This window comes from Streptomyces pseudovenezuelae, from assembly GCF_029892565.1.
GTDB classification, from domain to species: domain Bacteria; phylum Actinomycetota; class Actinomycetes; order Streptomycetales; family Streptomycetaceae; genus Streptomyces; species Streptomyces pseudovenezuelae_A.
The window spans coordinates 1-18,162 of sequence record NZ_JARXVH010000050.1 but is presented as its reverse complement, the minus strand read 5'-3'; the positions used below and the strand labels follow the sequence as shown (position 1 = coordinate 18,162).

The 18,162-nt window shown below is 67.9% G+C and carries 19 protein-coding genes and 4 pseudogenes; 13 read left to right on the top strand and 10 right to left on the bottom strand.

Translation table 11 applies throughout. The annotated features are described in order from the left end of the window. The 8 genes from M2283_RS51115 to M2283_RS51080 all read left to right on the top strand — a co-directional run. A partial coding sequence (locus M2283_RS51115) for a cytochrome P450 (protein WP_280883502.1) occupies positions 1-538 on the top strand: 538 nt, incomplete at its 5' end. Between the two features lie 54 nt (positions 539-592). Next, a complete protein-coding gene (locus M2283_RS51110; protein ID WP_280883501.1) occupies positions 593-2,287 on the top strand; it encodes an AMP-binding protein in 1,695 nt (564 codons plus the stop codon). After that, positions 2,284-3,141, top strand: a complete 858-nt coding sequence (locus M2283_RS51105; protein WP_280883500.1) for a ferritin-like domain-containing protein — start codon at positions 2,284-2,286, stop codon at positions 3,139-3,141. Before M2283_RS51110 ends, M2283_RS51105 begins: the two co-directional genes overlap by 4 nt. Beyond that, complete coding sequence (locus M2283_RS51100; protein WP_280883499.1) at positions 3,141-3,671, top strand: PaaI family thioesterase; 531 nt, start codon at positions 3,141-3,143, stop codon at positions 3,669-3,671. Before M2283_RS51105 ends, M2283_RS51100 begins: the two co-directional genes overlap by 1 nt. Continuing rightward, on the top strand, positions 3,668-3,931 hold the full coding sequence (locus tag M2283_RS51095; RefSeq protein WP_280883498.1) for an acyl carrier protein: 264 nt from the start codon (positions 3,668-3,670) through the stop codon (positions 3,929-3,931). Before M2283_RS51100 ends, M2283_RS51095 begins: the two co-directional genes overlap by 4 nt. 1 nt (position 3,932) lies before the next feature. Then, positions 3,933-4,862, top strand: a complete 930-nt coding sequence (locus M2283_RS51090) for an SAM-dependent methyltransferase (protein WP_280883497.1) — start codon at positions 3,933-3,935, stop codon at positions 4,860-4,862. 1 nt (position 4,863) lies between these two features. After that, on the top strand, positions 4,864-5,712 hold the full coding sequence (locus M2283_RS51085; protein WP_280883496.1) for an acyl-ACP desaturase: 849 nt from the start codon (positions 4,864-4,866) through the stop codon (positions 5,710-5,712). Between the two features lie 45 nt (positions 5,713-5,757). Next, positions 5,758-6,450, top strand: coding sequence for a 4'-phosphopantetheinyl transferase family protein (locus tag M2283_RS51080; protein WP_280883495.1), 693 nt, complete (start codon positions 5,758-5,760; stop codon positions 6,448-6,450). Positions 6,451-6,888: 438 nt separating this feature from the next. Here the strand turns inward: M2283_RS51080 and M2283_RS51075 are convergent, their stop codons facing one another. Together M2283_RS51075 and M2283_RS51070 are read right to left on the bottom strand one after the other, a co-directional pair. Continuing rightward, complete coding sequence (locus tag M2283_RS51075) at positions 6,889-7,272, bottom strand: hypothetical protein (RefSeq protein WP_280883494.1); 384 nt, start codon at positions 7,270-7,272, stop codon at positions 6,889-6,891. Continuing rightward, on the bottom strand, positions 7,269-7,811 hold the full coding sequence (locus M2283_RS51070) for a PaaI family thioesterase (RefSeq protein ID WP_280883493.1): 543 nt from the start codon (positions 7,809-7,811) through the stop codon (positions 7,269-7,271). The genes M2283_RS51075 and M2283_RS51070 overlap by 4 nt, the downstream gene beginning before the upstream one ends. Positions 7,812-8,012: 201 nt before the next feature. Between M2283_RS51070 and M2283_RS51065 the strand changes: the two genes are divergently transcribed. Beyond that, on the top strand, positions 8,013-9,023 hold the full coding sequence (locus tag M2283_RS51065) for a beta-ketoacyl-ACP synthase 3 (protein ID WP_280883492.1): 1,011 nt from the start codon (positions 8,013-8,015) through the stop codon (positions 9,021-9,023). Between the two features lie 722 nt (positions 9,024-9,745). Here the strand turns inward: M2283_RS51065 and M2283_RS51060 are convergent. Then, positions 9,746-9,973, bottom strand: coding sequence for a hypothetical protein (locus tag M2283_RS51060; protein WP_280883491.1), 228 nt, complete (start codon positions 9,971-9,973; stop codon positions 9,746-9,748). Positions 9,974-10,224: 251 nt separating this feature from the next. On the opposite strand from M2283_RS51060, the pseudogene M2283_RS51050 reads away from it, so the two are divergent. From M2283_RS51050 to M2283_RS51040, 3 genes and pseudogenes are all read left to right on the top strand, one after another. Beyond that, positions 10,225-10,571 (top strand): annotated as a pseudogene (locus tag M2283_RS51050) (DUF234 domain-containing protein); the annotation flags it as partial. A 230-nt stretch (positions 10,572-10,801) separates the two neighbouring features. Further along, a complete protein-coding gene (locus M2283_RS51045; RefSeq protein ID WP_280883490.1) occupies positions 10,802-11,284 on the top strand; it encodes a helix-turn-helix domain-containing protein in 483 nt (160 codons plus the stop codon). Further along, positions 11,281-11,835, top strand: a complete 555-nt coding sequence (locus tag M2283_RS51040) for a transposase (protein ID WP_280883489.1) — start codon at positions 11,281-11,283, stop codon at positions 11,833-11,835. Before M2283_RS51045 ends, M2283_RS51040 begins: the two co-directional genes overlap by 4 nt. Positions 11,836-11,854: 19 nt before the next feature. Here the strand turns inward: M2283_RS51040 and M2283_RS51035 are convergent, their stop codons facing one another. Together M2283_RS51035 and M2283_RS51030 are read right to left on the bottom strand one after the other, a co-directional pair. Beyond that, a complete protein-coding gene (locus M2283_RS51035; protein WP_280883488.1) occupies positions 11,855-12,178 on the bottom strand; it encodes a hypothetical protein in 324 nt (107 codons plus the stop codon). After that, the gene (locus M2283_RS51030; protein WP_280883487.1) at positions 12,175-14,139 is read right to left on the bottom strand and encodes a carbamoyltransferase family protein; all 1,965 of its coding nucleotides are present in this window, start codon (positions 14,137-14,139) and stop codon (positions 12,175-12,177) included. Before M2283_RS51030 ends, M2283_RS51035 begins: the two co-directional genes overlap by 4 nt. Before the next feature lie 296 nt (positions 14,140-14,435). Between M2283_RS51030 and M2283_RS51025 the strand changes: the two are divergent. Further along, positions 14,436-14,866 (top strand): annotated as a pseudogene (locus M2283_RS51025) (IS6 family transposase); the annotation flags it as partial. Here M2283_RS51025 and M2283_RS51020 read toward each other — a convergent pair. The 5 genes and pseudogenes from M2283_RS51020 to M2283_RS51000 all read right to left on the bottom strand — a co-directional run bounded on the left by M2283_RS51020 (position 14,842) and on the right by M2283_RS51000 (position 17,925). After that, positions 14,842-15,525 carry a transposase gene (locus M2283_RS51020; RefSeq protein WP_432423260.1) on the bottom strand — a complete coding sequence of 228 codons (684 nt, stop codon included), beginning with the start codon at positions 15,523-15,525 and terminating at the stop codon, positions 14,842-14,844. The pseudogene M2283_RS51025 and the gene M2283_RS51020 overlap by 25 nt on opposite strands. 514 nt (positions 15,526-16,039) lie before the next feature. Next, positions 16,040-16,306 (bottom strand): annotated as a pseudogene (locus M2283_RS51015) (transposase); the annotation flags it as partial. Between the two features lie 328 nt (positions 16,307-16,634). Beyond that, positions 16,635-16,934 carry a DUF6059 family protein gene (locus M2283_RS51010; RefSeq protein WP_280883486.1) on the bottom strand — a complete coding sequence of 100 codons (300 nt, stop codon included), beginning with the start codon at positions 16,932-16,934 and terminating at the stop codon, positions 16,635-16,637. Positions 16,935-17,280: 346 nt separating this feature from the next. Continuing rightward, positions 17,281-17,406 (bottom strand): annotated as a pseudogene (locus tag M2283_RS51005) (IS630 family transposase); the annotation flags it as partial. A 120-nt stretch (positions 17,407-17,526) separates the two neighbouring features. Continuing rightward, positions 17,527-17,925, bottom strand: a complete 399-nt coding sequence (locus tag M2283_RS51000) for a helix-turn-helix domain-containing protein (RefSeq protein WP_280883485.1) — start codon at positions 17,923-17,925, stop codon at positions 17,527-17,529. Positions 17,926-18,162: the final 237 nt, after the last annotated feature.

Genomic DNA, 18,162 nt, shown 5'->3' with positions numbered 1-18,162 from the left:
TAGGCGAGCGGAGCTGGGTCTGGACGACTCGGCACCTGTCAGCGGACCGGTGACCTGGGCTTTTCGGCGACGCTCGACGGGGCTTGGCGAGCTGGGGCTGCTGCGCCACCCCAACCAGTTGCGGGCCCTGCGGGAGAACCCCGGACTGATCGAGGAGGGTGTCGACGAATTCGTCAGGTACGACGCCCCCGTACAGCTCGTGGCGCGCATCACGACGGCGGATGTCGAGGTCGGAGGCAAGACCATTCCGGCCGGGTCGAAAATCATGATCCTGCTCGGTGCCGCCAACCGTGAGCCGCACCGGTACGAGAATCCGGACGCCCTGGACATGACACGCATCGATATCAAGCCACTTGCCTTCGGCGGCGGACCCCACTACTGCATCGGCGCGCTGCTCGGACAGATCGAGGGACGGCTCGTTTTCACGGAACTGCTGCGACGCTACCGCAACATTTCGCTTACAACAGAAGACGTCGTATGGCGCCCGCATGTGAATTTCCGCGGCCTCAGCGAACTGCGCGTCGACTTGGTTCCGTGAACCGGTCAGGATTCCGAGTGCAGGATTCGAAAATTCCACGAAAGGAATGATCCCTTGCCGAGCCCTCTCTTGTCCGGCGACACCCTCGTCGAGTGTTTTCTGCACAACGCGAAGGCCGCGCCGGACGCCGTGGCCGTCTTCCCCGGCAGCGAGGAGCGCCTCACCGGCGCCGAGCTCGCCGAGTCCTCGCTGAGCTGCGCGCTCGGACTGATGGAGCACGGTGTCGGCCCCGGCGCCGTCGTCGGTCTACTCGTCCCCACCGACGCCCGCTTCCTCAGCCTCTTCTTCGGAGTGCAACGGGCCGGCGCTGCGTGCAGCGTTCTGCCCGTGCCTACCGGGTTCGGCAACGAGCAGGGCACCGCCCGTCGGCTCGCCCGTATTCTGCGCGTGGCCGGCATCCGCCACCTCGTCCTCGGCGCCGCCTTCGAGGACCTGGGCAGCCTCCTCACCGAGCAGGTGCCGGGGCTCGTCCTCATCGACCCCGCGGTCTCCGCGCCCGGCAGCGGTCTCCGGCTGCCCGCGGTCGACCCGGCTGACCTGTCCGTGGTGCAGTTCACCTCCGGCAGCACCAGCGACCCCAAGGGCGTGTTGCTCACCCAGAGCGCCATGGCCGCCGGCGTACTGGCCTGCGCGGTCTCCGGCGAGTTCACCCCCGACGACGTGTTCATGCAGTGGGTGCCCACCTTCCACGACATGGGCCTCGTCGGACTCTTCTCCCACCTGCTCAACGGCTCCGACGTGCACGTCTTCACCCCCACCGCGTTTCTGCGCCGCCCCGCGCAGCTGCTCAAGTACTTCGCCGAGCACCGCGGCACGGTGATCACCGGACCCAACTTCTCCTACGAGCAATTCGTAGAAGCCACCCCGCCCGAGCTGGTCAAGGAACTCGACCTCTCCGCCTGGCGGCTCGCCTTCAACGGCGCCGAACCCGTCAGCGCCGAGACCGTCGAGCGTTTCACCACCCACTTCGCCCCCGCCGGGCTGCGCGACACGGTCATGTACCCGGTGTACGGCATGGCTGAGGCCACCCTCGGCATCACCTTTCCCAAGCCCGGCAGCCCGGTCCGGATCCTCCCGGTAGACCGCGGCGAACTCGCCGCCCGCGGCCGGGCAGTGCCCGTGGCGCGCGGTAGCCGGGGTGCCAAGGACGTGGTCGCGCTCGGCGGCGCCGTCCACGGACTGGAGATGAGGCTGGTCGCCGAGAACGGGCGGGAGTGCGACCCCGGCGAACTCGGCGAGGTGCGGATCGCGGGCGACGCCGTCACCTCCGGCTACTTTGACAACCCGGAGGCCACCGCCGCCGCGTTCGACGGCCGATGGTTCCGCACCGGCGACATCGGATTCACCCACGACGGGGACCTGTTCGTCACCGGCCGCACCAAGGACATGGTCATCGTCCGGGGCCAGAACTACTTCCCCGACGACATCGAAGCCGTCGCCCGTGAGGTGCCCGGCGTCTACCGCAAACGCTGCGTCGCCTTCTCCGACACCGAGGGGGACGGCCGCGAGGTGGTCCGCGTGGTCGTCGAGGCAGCCCCCCAGCAGGCCGACGACGACCTCGGCGCGGAGATCGCCGCCCGGGTCGTGCGCGAGATGGACTTCACCGACGTCCGGGTGCACCTCGTCAAGCCGCGCTGGATCACCCGTACCACCAGCGGCAAGTGGCAGCGCGCCCGCACCCGCGAGCGGCTCGCGGAACTCGCCGACGTCACCGCCGCCGATCGAACCGAATCGGAGGACACCCCGTGACCACCCCGCACAAGCTGGACACCGCCCGTGACCTCGACGCGGAGCCGCTGCACAGCTACGACGTCTTCCCCGTGTACCAGAATGCCTCGTGGGAGATGACCGACATCCCGTGGGACGAGTTCCGGCCCGACCTGGTGCGCCCGGAGTGCATCGCCTTCGCGATGGGCGCGGTCATGGGCGAGTCCAACTCGATCGCCGCCCAGCACGGCTTCTTCAATGAGTTCGTCGACGACTACGACTTCTCGGCCTTCGTGTGCCTGTGGGGCTACCAGGAGCTCCAGCACCACCTGGCGTTCAAGAAGTGGCTGAGGCTCGCCGGCAGCGACGTCGGCTACGAGCAGATCAACGCGATGCGCGCCCCCTACCCGCCCGGCATCACCCCGTCGGCGACCCTCGCCACCAACATCATCTCCGAGATCGCCACCAACCACATGTACAAGTGCGTGAGCCGGGTCACCGAGGAGCCCGTGATCACCAAGATCGTGAAGCGGGCGAGCGGCGACGAGGCCCGCCACGCACGGGAGTTCATCCATTACACGGCACGCCGTCTGGCCACTCACCCGGAGGAGCTGGCCTCGGTTCTGGAAACTTTCTACGTCTACATGGCCGACCCCGAGGGCCGTTACGAACACCCGGTCAGTAGGTGCAAGGGCAGCCTCCCCGAGCTCGACGGCCACGTCACCATCGACGAGGTCTTCCGCTACTTCGGCGAGGTCGACGACGGCACCGAGTGGGACCGCATCCACAAGCAGCTGTTCAACACGCTCGCCGAACTCACTGGCCGCCCGGTCGAGAAGCTCCGTGACATCCGCCGGATCCTCGCCGAACTGCCGTCCTCCGGGGGCGACGCGTGATGGCCGACATGGTTACCCCGGACGACGCCGCCACCCCCGTCGACCTGCCCTGGCTCGACGACCCCCGCTTCCGCTGCTTCGGCTGCTCCCCGCACAACGGGATCGGCCTCGCCCTGGAGATGTTCCGGCTCGCCGACGGCCGGCTCGCCACCGACATCACCTTCTCCGACGACTACGCCTCCTACCCCGGAGTCGTCCACGGTGGCATCGTCAGCGTCCTCGTCGACGAGCTGATGGGTGACCTGATCGCGCTCGACCGCGGCCTGCTCGCCTTCTCCGTCACCCTGCGCACCAAGTTCCTGCGCCCCTTGCGGATCGGCACCCCCTATCGGGCGATCGCCAGGATCACCCGCGAGGGCAGCGGCGCCGTGCATGCCGAGGCCGACGTCATCGGCCTCGACGGCACCCCACACGTCATGGCGAATTCCGCCTACCAACCCATCAGTTCGGAGCAGGCCGAGAGCCACATGGACCTCGTCGGCCCCGACCGCGAACGCCTCGCCCACTACTTCGACCACGCGATTGGATGACCATGTCCCTCCAGGAGTCCGCAGTCCTCGACGAGGTGCGCGCCCAGACCGCCAAAGAACTCGGCATCGACCTCGGTAACATCGCCGAGGACACCGTCCTCAAGGAGTTGCCCGGCGCCGACTCGGTCCGGCTGCTGCGTGTCGTCGCCCAGATCGAGCGCGTCTACGACGTCGAGTTCGAGGACGAGGACATCTTCGACGTCCGCACCCCCCGCCAGCTCGCCGGCCTCGTGCTCGCCCAGGCCGGCGCGGAGGTCTGACATGACCACCCACGCGACCGAGGACACCCGCCCGGCGGTGGTGCACACCGCACGCGACGGTAACCTCGCCCTCGCCCCCGGGGAAGCACGGCGTGCCACCAACGAGCACTACGAGCTGCCCCCCGAGGTCTTCCGGGCCTTCCTCGACGAGCGGATCAAGTACAGCTCCGCGCCCTACCGCACGCCGAACGCCACCCTGGAGGAGGCGCAGACCGCCAAGCTCCACTTCGTCGCCGAACGCCTCGGTCTGCGCGGCGGCGAATGCCTCCTCGACATCGGCTGCGGCTGGGGCAGCCTCACACTGTTCATGGTCCAGGAGTACGACTGCGAGGTCACCGGCGTCACGCCCTCCGCCCCGCAGGCCCAGTACATCCGCGACAAGGCCGCGCAGTTGGGCGTCGCCGGCCGCGTCGACATCCGCATAGGCTCGTACACCGACCTGGCCATCGGCGGCCCCTACGACGCCGCCACCATGCTCGGCTCCATCATCCACATGCCCGACCGGGTGGCGGTGCTGCGCAAGGTCTACGACTCGCTGCACCGTCAGGGCCGCCTCTATCTCTCCGAGAGCTGCTTCCGCAGCGACGCGGTCTACCAAGAGTTCGCCGCCCGACCCGGCACCAGGCACGTCACCGAGACCATCTTCGGCTTCGCCGACATGGTGCCGTTTTCCCACATCATCCAGTCCACCGAGTCGGCCGGCTTCAGCCTCGCCGGGCTCGACGACCTCACTGCCCATTACCACCGCACCATCGAGGAGTGGGAGCGCCGGGCGGAGGCCAACAGCGACCGCGTCGAGGCCGCCGCTCCCGGCATGGCCGAGCCGCTCATCCAGTATCTGCGGGTCGCCAACGCCGGCTGGGGCTACACCTCCAAGCACTTCGCGCTCACCGCCACCAAGTCCCGGCTGGGCCCCAAGGCGGTGGGCTGACATGGTGGAGGCCGTACTCGACGATCTGCTGCCCGCCCTGAAGATGCACGAGCTCGTCGACCAGGCGGTGACCCGCGCCGGCGAGCGGTCCTGGACCCTCGCCGAGCTCCCCTGGGCGACACTGCGCCCGGAGCGGCTCACCGAGGCCGACCGCTCCGCGGTGCGGTTCATCACCTACGTCGAGGACCACATCCCCGGCTACCTTTCGCACTTCCTGGAGGCCTTCCCGGTCGCCGATGCCGAACAGGAGCTGGCGCGCTTCGGCTTCAACCGGGAGTACTTCCGCTTCCTGGTCGCCTGGGCCTCCGACGAGGAGCGGCATGCCTCGGCGCTCGCCCGCTACCAGGTCGAGACCGGCATGGCGACCCGGGAGGAGATCCTGGCGAGCCTTGCCGAGGAGGGCCGCAAGAAGTTCGTGCTGCCTTATGAGCACCCGGTCCAGTCCTTCACGTACACCCTGGTCCAGGAGAAGGCGACCCAGCTGTTCTACCAGCGTTTCCGCGAGACGGTCAGCGAACCCTTCCTCAAAGACTTGCTCGGCCGCCTCGCCCGTGACGAGGCCCGCCACTTCGCCTTCTACAGCAACCTCGTGGGCGCCTACGTCGTCCGGGACGGCGCCGCAGCCGTCCCCGGCCTGAAGGACGTCATCGCCACCTTCCGGATGCCGCTCGCCGACACCATGAAGGGCTACTGGCGCTGGTCCCTGAAGGTCGCCGACTCCACCGCCTACGACCACACCGAGGCGTACGACTCGGTGGTGCGCCTGGTCCGTGGCTTCGTCGACACCCCCGGCGAGCCCAGCGTCGAGGACCTAGGCGACTTCGTCCAGGCCATCCGGCGCGTCCGATGACCCCTGGCGTACGGAGCCCGGGGCATCGATGAGCCGGGAGGCATCATGAGCGCCGGTGCCGGCGCCCGCGTCCTGGTCGTCGACTGCGACTGGGCCGGACGGCGGGCGCCCGAGGTGCTGCTCGGCCCGTGCGAACGGGCACATGCAGCGTCCCTGACCGGCGCCCGGCGCGTCGAGTGGGTTCGCACCCGGCTCACTGCCAAGGCCGCGGTCCATTGGGCCACCGGGGCCAGCGCCACCGAGATCCTGCCGGATCCAGATGGCGCCCCCCAGGTGCAGGGCGGGCCCCACGGGATCGCTGTCTCGCTCGCCCACACCGGGGAACTGACCGTCTGCGCGGTCACCGAAGCGGGAACGGCCTCCTTGATCGGTGTGGATGTCGAACCCGTCGATGCCCGCAACAACATCCTGCTGCCCCGGCTGCTCGGCCTGGCCGAGCCGCCCCGGCTCGGTCCCGAGCCGTCGCCGGGACTGCTCGCCACGGTCCTCGTAGCCGCCAAGGAGGCCGCCCTCAAGGCCTACCACCGCCCGTCCTCCGCACTGCGCGACTACCAGCTGCGCCAGGAGAGCGACGGGACGCTCCGGGTGGGCGTCACAGGCCAGCCGCACCACGAGCTGCGCGTGTGGTGGGTCTGCCGCGCCGGCTCGGTGACCGCCGTCTGCGCCACCGGAGACCGGCCACCCGAGCACCGGGCCGTGACCACCGACGAGGTGCTCGCCGCGCTGGCGGCGCAGTGACACCCCCAAGCTCTGTGCTCCCCAGGCCGTAAGGAGTGAGCGGTGACTATCGCCGAGGAGCGGACCGCGCCCAGCTGGTTTGTGCTGTCCGAGAACAAGGTGCCCACGCGTTGGTACAAGCCCATCGTCGACCTGTTCTACGACATGGACCCCCGCTGCACGTGCGGAGGACCGGCCGAGGATCTGCCGCTCGCCGACTTCACACGCAGGGCTGGCTTCGCCCCCGTCATCGAGGTCGCCGGACACGGCAGCCCGCCCGTCGCCCGCACCGGCGCGGCGATCCACGGCGGTGCCCCGCAGGAACAGGCAGTCGGCGCCTGGGTCCTGGAGATCGAGGTCGAGGAGTGGGGCACAGGCGTCCTGGGCGAGATCGGCGCCCTGCTGGACGGTTGCCACGCTCACCGCCTTCGGTGTGGCACCCACCCGCCTGCCGCCGCCTCAGTGGCGGATCACGCCCGTGCTGTCGCCGCGCAGCACCGTCTCGCCGTGCTGGTTGCTGATCTCGATGTCGAACTCCACGCCCGTGCCGGAGCGGACCTCGCTCAGGGCGCGCACGGTCACCTCGGCGATGATGGTGTCGCCCGACCACACCGGCCGCAGGAACTCCCAGCCCATGCGCCGGGCGATGAAGTGGAGCCGACCGCCGATTTTCGTGGCGAGAGAGGCGGTGAGCAGCCCGTGGGCCATCGCCCGGCCCTGGTCGGGCAGATGGTGCCGACCGCGGTCCCCTGCGACTTCGGCGAAGGCGACGATGTCCGCGTCGGTGATGGTCCGCGACTCGCGCAGCATCTGTCCGACCTTCAGGTCGGGGGCGCCGCTCACCGGGAGCCCTCCGCGGCGCCCTTGGGGGCGGGGGCCTTGTCGCGGATCAGACAGCTGCTCTTGCCCACGGCGCAGAGCCGATCCTTCGAGTCCACGACCCGGCAGGACGCCAGGCCTCGGTTGCGCCCGAAGTGCACGACCTCCGCGTCCACCGTGACGAGGCCCGGGGCCCCGTGCACCGGGCGCAGGAAGTCCACGTTCAGGTCGAGGGTGACGATGTCCTTGTCCTCGGGAATTGCGGAGAGGATCGAGCAACCCAGCGCGGAGTCCATTACCGTCGACAGGATGCCGCCGGCGAGCAGGCCGAGGCGGTTCGTGAAGAAGTTCCTGACTGGCATCGTGAACTGGACCGTGCCCGGGTCGGCTTTGACGACCTCGATACCGAGGACTTGGGCGACGGGCGGGGCAACGATATCGCCCGAAATCAGCCCGCGCAGATATGACAGACCCGTTGCTTCGGCCTGGGTGGCGAAAAGGGGACCCTGGTCCCGCCATTCGATCGTGGCGGTGTGCGTGTTGGAGGCATGTACCTCTGACACTTCGCTCCTCCATGTGAGCGCCGGAATGAAGACGCCAGTCTGGCAGCCGCCTCGATCTGCCGCAACATGCTCTCGGAAAACGCGAGTTGATGAACCGTCGAATCAATAGGACGAACGTCCCGGAGCCTCTTCATTGACAGTAAGGGTTTGCGGGCCGTTTGATGAAATAACGCCCGGGTGAACTGATCCACGATTGGATTGATGACTTCGATGGCCACTGAAAATCGATCGTCGCCCAACCGTTTCGCCCGCCTTCTAGGGGTGGGTTCCTATCGCCCTGGGCGGCTGGTCGGAAACGAAAAGATATGCAGGTTAATCGATTCCGACAGCGCATGGATAGAGGCGCGCTCCGGAATTGTGACCCGGCATTTCGCCGATCCCGAGGAGACCATTCCCGTGATGGGGGCGAAGGCCGCCCAGAAGGCACTGAGCGCGGCCGGCCTGACCCCCGCGGACGTCTCCTGCGTGATCGTCTCCACCATGTCGTACCTGCACCAGGCGCCGCCCGCCTCTGCGGCCTGCGCCGCCGAGCTGGGCGTCGGCGGGGCCGCCGCCTTCGACCTCGGCGCGGCCTGCGCCGGTTTCTCGCACGGCCTGGCTGTGGCTGGCAGTCTGGTGACGAGCCGTCAGGCCGAGCACGTCCTGGTGGTCGGCTCGGAGCGGATGAGCGACATCATCGACCCGACGGACCGTTCGACCGCCTTCATCTTCGGCGACGGGGCGGGCGCGGCCGTGGTCGGCCCCTCGACGGAGCCAGGCATCGGGCGCGCGGTGTGGGGGACCGACACGGAGCACCTGCGGGCCATCGAACAGAGCCGCTCCTTCGTAGAACTGCGCCATGACCCGACGATGCGCTGGCCGTTCCTGGAGATGGCGGGCCCCGAGGTGTTCCGCTGGGCGATCGGGGCCGTCGCCGAGGTGTGCGGGCGGGCCCTGGAGGCGGCCGGGGCGACGGTGGACGACATCGAGGCGTTCGTGCCGCACCAGGCCAATGTGCGGATCATCGACCGCCTGGTGAAGGCGATGGGCCTGCCGGCCTCGGTCGAGGTGGCGCGGACCGTCCGGGACGACGGGAATGTCTCCGGGGCCTCGATCCCGCTCGCCCTCGACACCCTGATCGCCTCCGGCCGGGTGCGGCCGGGAGCGCTCGTCCTGACGGCGGGCTTCGGCTCGGGCCTCAGCTACTCCGCACAGGTGGTCGTCGCTCCCTGACCCGCGCGCCGCGCGCGGGGAACCTACGGGCCGGTTCCTCCTGGAAAGGGGGTGCTGCTATCTGTTCGTCAAGGTCTGTGGGCGTGGTCAGCCTGTTTGTTCGTGGCGGGGCTGGTAGGGGGTACCGTCGCAGAGCATCGCGAAGAGCACGTCGACGCGGCGGCGGGTAACGCAGATGAGGGCTGGGTTGTGGCGTTTCCTCTCGGCACGCTTCCGGTCGTAGTGACCTCGCGATTCCGGGTTGCTGAGCGAGGCGCACGCGGCCAGGAACAGGGCCCGTTTGAGTATCTTGGTGCCGCCGCGGGGCGGGCTTTCGCCGCGGACGGAGGTGCCTGGTCGGTGTGTGGTGGGGCCAGGATGCGGGCACCGGTCCTGACTGCGACCCCAGGCATGGAGGTCAGGACCTTCGCGAGAGGGTGGGCCCCAGCAGGACAGCGACCCGCGTTTCCAGCGTCTCGCGGCGCCTGAGCGTGACAGCGAGGGACTCTGCCAGGCCGAAAACAGTCTCTGTCGCAGAGGTGCTGCCGGGAACCTCGACCGTCTGCTCGGCCAGGTGGTAGGCACTGTGCATCCGTGGTGCGGCGCCCAGCATGACGTGGATCATCCGCTGGGTGCCCGCTTCGGCGAGGGCGGCCGGAGAGCCGAAGTCCTGCAGCAGGGCCAGGACGGCCGGGTGCCGCAGACGTGGCCCCGGGACCCGTTCGAGGGTGGATGGATGGAGGTCAGCAGTCCGCGCGGCCGGTCGGAGAGCGGGTGGCGCCCTGGGCGAGGTCGGTCGTCCTGGCCCAGGACCATGGCCAGTTCGACATGCGCTCGGCGGGCTCGATGCCGTGCAGCAGATGGAACAGGGTGCGGGCGGCATCGGCGACGACGTAGGCATCGCGGGCGTCGGTGACCTTGCTCCGCGACCGCTTCGGCCGTCTGCACTCGGAGACACTCGACGGCCGCACGATCACCTACGTCTACGACGCCCTGGGCCGCCGCACTCACCGCACCACCCCCTCGGGGGCGGAGTCCGTCTGGACCTACGATGCGACAGGGCGCCGTACGACGTTGACAACATCGGGTCGCGTCCTGACCTTTGAACGCGACGCGGCCGGCCGCGAACTCACCCGCCACATTGCCGACACGGCGACCCTCACCCACACCTTCGACCCCCTCGGCCGCCTCACCACCCAGTCCCTGCACGTGCGCAACACAGGCCGAGCTGCCCCTGTCGACATGCCCTTCCAGAGAGCGGCGCTACCGGGTCGCCGTCCTTACCTGCGCTTCTGGCTCGCCTTCCTCGCCCCGCACATGGCCGAGATCGAGCGCATGCGCGGCGACCTCACCCTCGGTCGCATCCGCGAACAATGGACCGCCTGGCGCGGGCGCGCCGTCGGACCTCTCATCCGCGACAGCGTGGCTCGGCTTCTGCCCGACCAGGGCTTGCCCGCCGTCCCGGCGATGGGAGGGTACTGGACTCGCGGCACCGACATCGAGATCGATCTCGTCGGCGCCGACCGCGGGCCGGTCGCCAAGCGGCTGCTATTCCTCGGTTCCATTAAATAGCTGGAGAACGCCCCGTTCGACAGCCACGACTTCGCCGACATGGACCGCCCCGCACTACTGCTGGGTTCCTCTTTCGCTGGGTATATGTCCTGGTGGCGGGGTAGTTGATGGTGCTCGGGGGCGGGTGCTGGACGATGGTTGTACGGGCACGACCGGGACGTCATGAGGACGAACGGGCCGTCGTTCGCCGGTTGTCGCGGGCGCGGAAGGCTCCCCGTGATGCGGTGATGCGGGCCCGGATGATCGAGCTGAGCTGGTCGGGTCTGCGGGTGCCGGCGATCGCCGCAGAACTGGGCTGCAGCCAGAAAACGGTCCGCTGTTGGCTGCACCGCTTCAACCACTCGGGCGTGCAAGGACTGGATGATCTGGGCGGACAGGGCCGCAAGCGGCGGATCACCGAGGAGGAACGCTCCAGGATCATCTCCCTGGTGAAGACCGTGCCGCCGGGGCGGCTGAGATGGGAGCCCGTCGGCGAGTTGTGGGCCTTCGATGAGGCCGGGCTGGCCGAGTGGACCCTGGATTCCCTGGCCGCGACAGCCCAGGCGGAGAGGATCGAGGTGGGTCGCTCACAAGTCCGCCGCATCCTGCTGGCCGAGGGGGTGCGCTGGCGCCGCACCCGGTCCTGGACGCGGTCGAAGGACCCGGACTTCGTCCCAAAAGGACAAGGATCTTCGGCCTCTACACCCACCCGCCTGACGGCGCGACGGTGATCTGCGCCGACGAGCTGGGGCCAGTGATCCCGCGGACCTTCCCGCCCGCACCTGCCTGGTCACCGGACGGCCACCGGATCAAAGCGGAACTCGACTACAGCCGCGGACCGAAGAAAACCTGGGTCTACGGAGCCTTACGAGTCCGGGACGGCCAGCAGATCACCATGACCGCATCCTCCCGCAACAGCGTCTTCTACCAGCAGTTCCTCCAACAGGTCGAGAACGCCAACCCGACCGGCGAGATCTGGATCGTCACCGACAACCTGTCCTCCCACAACAGCCTGTCCACCCGGACCTGGCTGGAGGACCATCCCCGCATCCGCCACGCCTTCATCCCCGTCGGCGCCTGCTGGCTCAACCTGCAGGAAGGCTGGTGGCGCATCTTCCGCAAGACCGCCCTCGCCGGCCGGTCCTTCGCCGACCGCGACGACATCGAACACGCCACGACCCTGGCGACCGACCAGCTCAACTCCCGCGCCACGCCCTGGATCTGGGGCAGACCAGCCCCGCCAACTCGTCTACTACGGCGCCGATATGTGTACACCCTTTGAGGAACCCAGCAGTAGCAGCTCACCGCTCGTCCATCCCTGCCCGGCGACGTTCATCGCCTGCCTTGACCAGGGCGAACCGAAGCGCGAAAACCGCCGCGTTGGCCGCGTACAGTGCCTCGCGTGTTCCGTCACCCCGCTGCTCCTGCCCGAGAGCGGCGGCCAACGCGATCTGAGCGGCCTCCAAGCAGGCTACGCAGGCGTCCACCAGCGCGTCTGGCTCACCAATCACCAGGCGTAGTTCTGCCAGCAGGCGGCTGATCTCGCGCTGCACCTCGGTGACGGTGCCCGTCGCCGAGGCGGTAGCGTCCCGGTGTGTCGTCATCTCCGAGGTGTCCCCGGTCATCGAGCTGTGGCCTGGCCTGGGGTCAGCACAATGAACCGCCCCTGCCAGAGGGTGAACACCTCGAAGGTGAGTTCTTCCGACAGCCCGCCCATGGGCTTGGCCAAGGATTCGAGCGGGGTGACACCGTCGACCCTGCTCAGCAGTTCGTACAGCTCCGGGGAGACCTTGGTGGTCGGGCCGGTGTGGTAATCGAGGGAGACCTCGTGGTCCACCGCTCCGGACGATGCGTCGGCGCCACCGGACCTGCGTTCGACCAGCCTGGTCACCGGGCGGAACTTCGGCACGAGCGCACCCAAGTCCGGCGAGGCCTTGGCCCGCACCAGGTAGTCCTCCAGCACGAGGCCGTCGAGCTCGGTGGTCAGGAAGCTCGTCAGGACGTCGTCGAGGCTCTGCACCACGGGTTCGGCGTTGTTGTTGAACGAGGTGTTGAGCAGCACGGGGGTGCCGGTCATCTCGCCGAACCGCCGCACCAGGCGGTGGAACCTCTCGCCGGATTCCTCGGACACGATTTGTATGCGAGCCGTGCCGTCCACGTGCGTGACCGCGCCGAGTTCGGCGCGCCGCTCCGGCAGCACCGGCACCACGAAGGACATGAACTCATGGTTGCCCTTGGCGCCCGAGATGTCGAAGTAGTCGTGGGCGTCCTCGACAGTGGTCACCGGGGCGAAGGGGCGGAAACTCTCGCGCTTTTTCACCATCGCGTTGATCCGTATCTGGTTCTCGGCCGGGCGGGCGTCCGCGATGATGCTGCGATGCCCGAGTGCACGGGGGCCGAACTCGGACCGGCCATGCGCCCAGCCGAGGACCTGTCCGGCTGCGAGGAGTGCGGCGGCGGTCTCCACCACATCCTCCTGGCGTTCGACGCCAACCATTGGTGCCCACTCGGCCAACCGTGCGGCCACCTCCTCCGAGGTGCCCAGGGACGGACCGAGACTGGCGCTCATCAGCCGCTTCTTCGGCCGAAGCGAAGTACCCAGGCTCGCCGCAGCCGCGTAGGCGGCGCCCTCTCCGGCACCCGAGTCGTGCGAGGCGGGGTGGATGAACACCTCTTCGAAGAGGCCGGACTTGAGGATGCGGCCGTTGAGGCTGGAGTTGTGGGCAACGCCGCCGCCGAAGCACAGGCGCGGCTGGCCTGTGGCCTTCGCCCAGTGTTTGAGGACGTGCAGCGCGAGCCGTTCGGTCGTCTCCTGGAGGCCCGCGGCGAAGTCGCGATGCTGCTGGGTGAACGGCTCGTTCTTACGGCGCGGCCGGAACCCTTCGGCGAGGAAGAGCTGGCTGGTCGGGCGTATCGGCAAAACGGAGCCGGGGGTTAACTCGTACTCGCCGCCGTCAAGCAGCGTGTAGAGCTTCTGGAACGTGCCGCGGTAGGTCTCCGGGTTGCCCGAGGGGGCCAGTCCCATCACCTTGTACTCGTCGCCGAAACCGTAGCCGAGCATGAAGGTGGACTCCGCGTACATCATGCCCAGCGACTTGTAAATCGGGTACTCAGCGAGCTTCTCCAACCGTGTACCCTCGGCGAGGTAGACGGTGCCGGAGCTCCTCTCGCCTGCACCGTCCAGGACCAGCACGAGCGCCGAGTCCATACCTGAGTGCAGGTACGAGGAGAGCGCGTGCGCCTCGTGGTGCGGCACGTACACCAGCTTCTCGGCTGGCAGGTCCCAGCCTAGGCCCTCCTTCAGCCGCTGGCCGATCAGCTCCCGGGAGTACCGCACAGGGATCCGCGGATTGTCGAGGTAGAGGGAGTTCAGCAATGTGTCGACGGTCTGCTCGGGAAAATAGTAGCCCACCGCGTCCACGTCCTCAGGGCGCGCGCCGGCCAGATCGAGACATTCACGGATGGCTTCGAGCGGAAACTTGGTGGTCTTCTTGATCCGGTTGAACCGCTCCTCCTCGACCGCCGCCACGAGTTCTCCGTCGTGTACGAGGGAGGCCGCCGCGTCATGGAACATCACTTCACTCATCTGTGGCACCAGATCGGTGTCCGGCCCAGAGAAGTTTCCGTTGATTCCAAGCACAAGCACAAGGATCACCCAGCCCGAGTAGGTCGAAGATGCGGAATTCGGCGTTGGAACCCGAATGCGACTCAGGTTAGTCATGGCCCGTGGCTGCGGATTCCCCCAAATAAGTAGTCCTGCTGGCTTCCGAACCGGCGAGGGCCGTTCCCCGACGGCGCGAACGTAAGCATTCAGCAGGGCACTGTCACGTTGGGTGACCGGTGGGATGATCTTCTGGTTGATCGTGCTGGAGGGGGCTGTCTGTGGGGTCCGTGTCGCTGTCGTACAAGGGGCACCGATACCCGGTCGAGGTGATCTCCCACTGTGTGGGGCTGTACTTCCGCTTCCCGCTGTCCTACCGCGAGGTCGAGGAGTTGATGCTCGAGCGCGGGATCATCGTCTCCCACGAGACGATCCGTCGCTGGTGCGGCAAGTTCGGGCAGGCCTACGCCAACGCGCTGCGCCGCTGGCAGCCCGGCCTGGGGACAAGTGGCATCTGGACGAGGTGTTCATCAAGATCAACGGGGTGCGGAAGTACCTGTGGCGGGCCGTCGACCAGGACGGAATGGTGCTGGACATCCTCCTGCAGAGCCGCCGGGACAAGGCCGCGGCCAGGCGTTTCTTCCGCAGCCTAAAGCAACGGCATGACTCTGTTGGTGATCTTGGGCCTCAGATGATCGTGAATCCTGCTCTGGCGCAGAGAGTCTCAAAGCGGGATGCGCGACGGGGCGATGAGGTGGTGTCGTGCCAGTCGGCGAGGCGGCTGAGGTTGCAGGCCATGGCGGTCAGGACGTGCTGGACGTGGGTGCGGGCGAGGCCTCGGTAGCGGGCTCTGCGTAGGCCGTGAGCTCGGACGTTTTGCGAGAGGGTGGCCTCGATGCCGGCGCGGATCGCGTACCGGCGTTGCCACTGCTCGGTCTGTTGGTCGAGCCGGTTGCGCATCTGGATCTCGTGCAGTGCCCGCGGCAGGACTGCGACTGAGCGGGAGCCTGTGGCCGAGGAGGTGCACCGGGCACGGTCTGGGCAGGGCCGGCAGTCCCTCTCGGCGAAGCGGGCCTGAAGATAGGTGTGGCCGGAGATATGCAGCTTGGTCCAGGACGCACTCGTGGCACCTCGCGGACAGATGGCCCGCTCGTGGGCCCAGTCGATGGTGAAGGCCGACTTGTCGAAGCCCGAATCTGCCTTGGCCTGGCGGCTGTTGTCGGCGAGGATCGGGCCGAGCAGCGTGATGCCGTGCACGCGCTGAGCCCGCTCGATGTGGGCCGGTGAGAGGTAGGCGGTGCACCACCAGGTGCGGCAGGTCCTGGTCACACGACTCGGTGAAATGAACCCGGTATCCGCTCCACTCGACATCGCGCTTGACGCAGTAGTGCGCGTCCGTGTCATACGGGGAGTCGAACCGCAGCGAGGCCGGCGGCAGAGCCGTGCCCTCCCTCCAGCGCAGCTGCCCCTCACGATCCCAGTAATACTGGTGGATCCAGACCCGCCGCAGGATCTCCACCTGCCGCAACGCCCGCAGACGGGCTGGGGCGCCGGTTGCCCAGGCGGCGGTGAGGAGTTTCTGCCCGTCGCGGCCGAACTCCTCGGCGCGTTCGCGCACCGCTGCCTTGCCACCCGGAACTTTCCCGATCTCGACTTTGCGCCCGTACCGCTTGGCCCATGCGGGCTCGATCAGCGGCACCAGCCAGTCCGGATCGGCCTCGGCCATCTGCTCCAGGGCAGCCCGCACGCTCTCGCCCGCCAGCTCCAGACGGCTCAACCGCCGCACCGCTGCCAGGACATGGGTGGCGTCGGTACGCTGTCGGCCCCGCCCCTTGAGCAGCCCGGCTGCCGCCAAGCGGTCCAGCATCAACTGCAGCAACTGATCGGCCCGGTTGCCCTCGGCCAGCCGGGCCCGGAACTCGCTGAGCAGCGAATAGTCGAACCCAGGATCGTCCAGTTCGAGGCCGAGCCCGTACTTCCAGTCGATCCTCGTGCGCACCGCATCCGCCGCCGCACGGTCGGAGAGATTCTCTGCGAACTGCAGCACGGATACCAGCGCCAACTGCCCCGGCGAGAAGCCCGGTCGGCCAGCGGCGGGATACAGGTGAGTGAAGTCCTCGTCGGCGAACACCACATCCAGCCGGTCCCGCATCAGCATCACCGGCGTCCCCTTCGGACATGCCGCCCACGCAGTGCGGACCGTCATCGGGGGAATCCGCTGAAAACTTGCCGGACGCATCGACACCGTCCACCGCCCCAAACCGAGGCCGCCCCGCCACCGACCAGCCAACCACCAGCAGCGCCTGACCGTCACTCTCCCGACAAGATCACCAACAGAGTCACGGCATTGGCTTTAAGTACCGTTGCAGTACTAGTTCGCTCGCCGGGCACCATGGAGATGAGTCCATCGCCAGACGCTCTAACGCCGTGACCTGTGAGAAGAAGATGTGACACAGGCACTGAGGCCTGAACAGCGTTGGTCATGCGATGTCCTCCGGGCGCGACAGCGAGCGCGCCAGGTGCCGTTCGACCTCGCTGAGAGGGATGTCAGGGCGAAGCCGCTCGGGATGCCCCGGCGGAGGCGTCGCCCAGATCCGCTCCCGGGCCGGTTCGTCTGGGACGGGGAGATGGCCCACCCACATGCAGCCGGCTGTGGCCAGAGCGCGGAAGAGGGCGCGCAGGCAGGCGACGGCTAGGTGGCCCACCCACATGAAGCTGGCCATGGCCAGTGCGCGGCCGATGGCACGCAGGCAGGCGGCGGCTATCGGCCAGGCAGCCATGAATCCCCCGTCACGAAGGACGTGATTGTGTGCGGCGGCTGCATCAGCCATCCTCCTCGGAAATCTTCCCGATACGTAGTGACCTGCTCGTCACAGGAGCGGCTCAACGGGCTTAGAGATGCTTTATTGATCAGAAACTCAAAGGGTTCTCTTCGAGGGTGTAGCGGACGTGGGGGCCACCGAAGTAGCCGCGGACGATGTGTGAGAGCGGTGTACGGAGTGACCGTCCACCGCGAAGTGGATCTTGCGGTCGAAGTGGCCGATGAGCCGGTCGAGGAAGCGGCACATCACTTTCGCGTCGAAGGTCTGTGAACACCATGAAGTGCATCCGGCCCTTCGTGCTGATCGCGGACATCGCGTTCACGGAGAACCGGTTGCCGGTGCGGCGCACGATGAGCGTACGGCCCTTCTCTCCCCAGGTGCGGCCGGTGACCTGATCAGAACGGATGCCGACCCGGTCGGCACACAGCACCTCGCCGTTCCCGGCCTTCGCCGTCGCTCGGATCGCCGGCCATGTCACCTCCAGCCAGGTCGGCACCGCCTGCGGGTTCTGCTCGACCGCGCGCTTGTCGGGCCGCTGGAACGACAGCCTTCAGCGCCGCAGGTACTTGCCCACCCCGGGCTCGGTCATCCGCACCCGATACAGCTTCGCGATCAGCTCACCCACCTGGCCACGTGTCCACAACCGGCCACGAAAACCCAGGTCACACGGCAGGTGATCCAAGGGCGCCTGCCGCACTGCTGCCTGCTCGACCTCGGACAGCACCTGATGCTCACCCACGCGCCGCCCCCGCGGACGCGCGGTCAGCGCCTCACGCCCACCGGCCTGACACTTCGCCCACCAGCCCTCCACCGCCTTGAGCGAAACCTTGAACACCGCCGCGACGTCCTCACGGTTCCTACCCTCCACCAGAGCGGCCACCGCCCGCAGCCGCAACGCTTCCTGCGCCGCCGGCGACAACTGCCGCGCGTCTCCCACCAGTTCACTCACGCAGCATTCAACGACCCAGAACGCCTACCGTTTCGGATCGATAGCACCAAGCACAATTACTGCCGCAATTCCGAGATCAGGATTACTTGCCCCGCTCCCTGGCACCATCACTAGAGCTGGTAGTTGTGGACCCAGGGTCATTGAGTGAGCTGTTTCAGAGTGGCCACTGATCGGGTGACACCGGCGGTGTGCGCAACGCACGAGGCTCCCGTGCCGTTGGGGGAGGTGTTCGACGTC

What these genes read in the sequence shown, in the direction of transcription:
- M2283_RS51100 (WP_280883499.1), top strand. Translation starts at nt 3,141, where the DNA reads ATGGCCGACATGGTTACCCCGGACGACGCCGCCACCCCCGTCGACCTG.
- M2283_RS51095 (WP_280883498.1), top strand. Translation starts at nt 3,668, where the DNA reads ATGACCATGTCCCTCCAGGAGTCCGCAGTCCTCGACGAGGTGCGCGCC.
- M2283_RS51090 (WP_280883497.1), top strand. Translation starts at nt 3,933, where the DNA reads ATGACCACCCACGCGACCGAGGACACCCGCCCGGCGGTGGTGCACACC.
- M2283_RS51085 (WP_280883496.1), top strand. Translation starts at nt 4,864, where the DNA reads ATGGTGGAGGCCGTACTCGACGATCTGCTGCCCGCCCTGAAGATGCAC.
- M2283_RS51080 (WP_280883495.1), top strand. Translation starts at nt 5,758, where the DNA reads ATGAGCGCCGGTGCCGGCGCCCGCGTCCTGGTCGTCGACTGCGACTGG.
- M2283_RS51065 (WP_280883492.1), top strand. Translation starts at nt 8,013, where the DNA reads ATGACTTCGATGGCCACTGAAAATCGATCGTCGCCCAACCGTTTCGCC.
- M2283_RS51045 (WP_280883490.1), top strand. Translation starts at nt 10,802, where the DNA reads ATGCGGGCCCGGATGATCGAGCTGAGCTGGTCGGGTCTGCGGGTGCCG.
- M2283_RS51035 (WP_280883488.1), bottom strand. Translation starts at nt 12,178, where the DNA reads ATGACCGGGGACACCTCGGAGATGACGACACACCGGGACGCTACCGCC.
- M2283_RS51030 (WP_280883487.1), bottom strand. Translation starts at nt 14,139, where the DNA reads ATGAGTGAAGTGATGTTCCATGACGCGGCGGCCTCCCTCGTACACGAC.
- M2283_RS51020 (WP_432423260.1), bottom strand. Translation starts at nt 15,525, where the DNA reads ATGTCGAGTGGAGCGGATACCGGGTTCATTTCACCGAGTCGTGTGACC.
- M2283_RS51010 (WP_280883486.1), bottom strand. Translation starts at nt 16,934, where the DNA reads ATGGCTGCCTGGCCGATAGCCGCCGCCTGCCTGCGTGCCATCGGCCGC.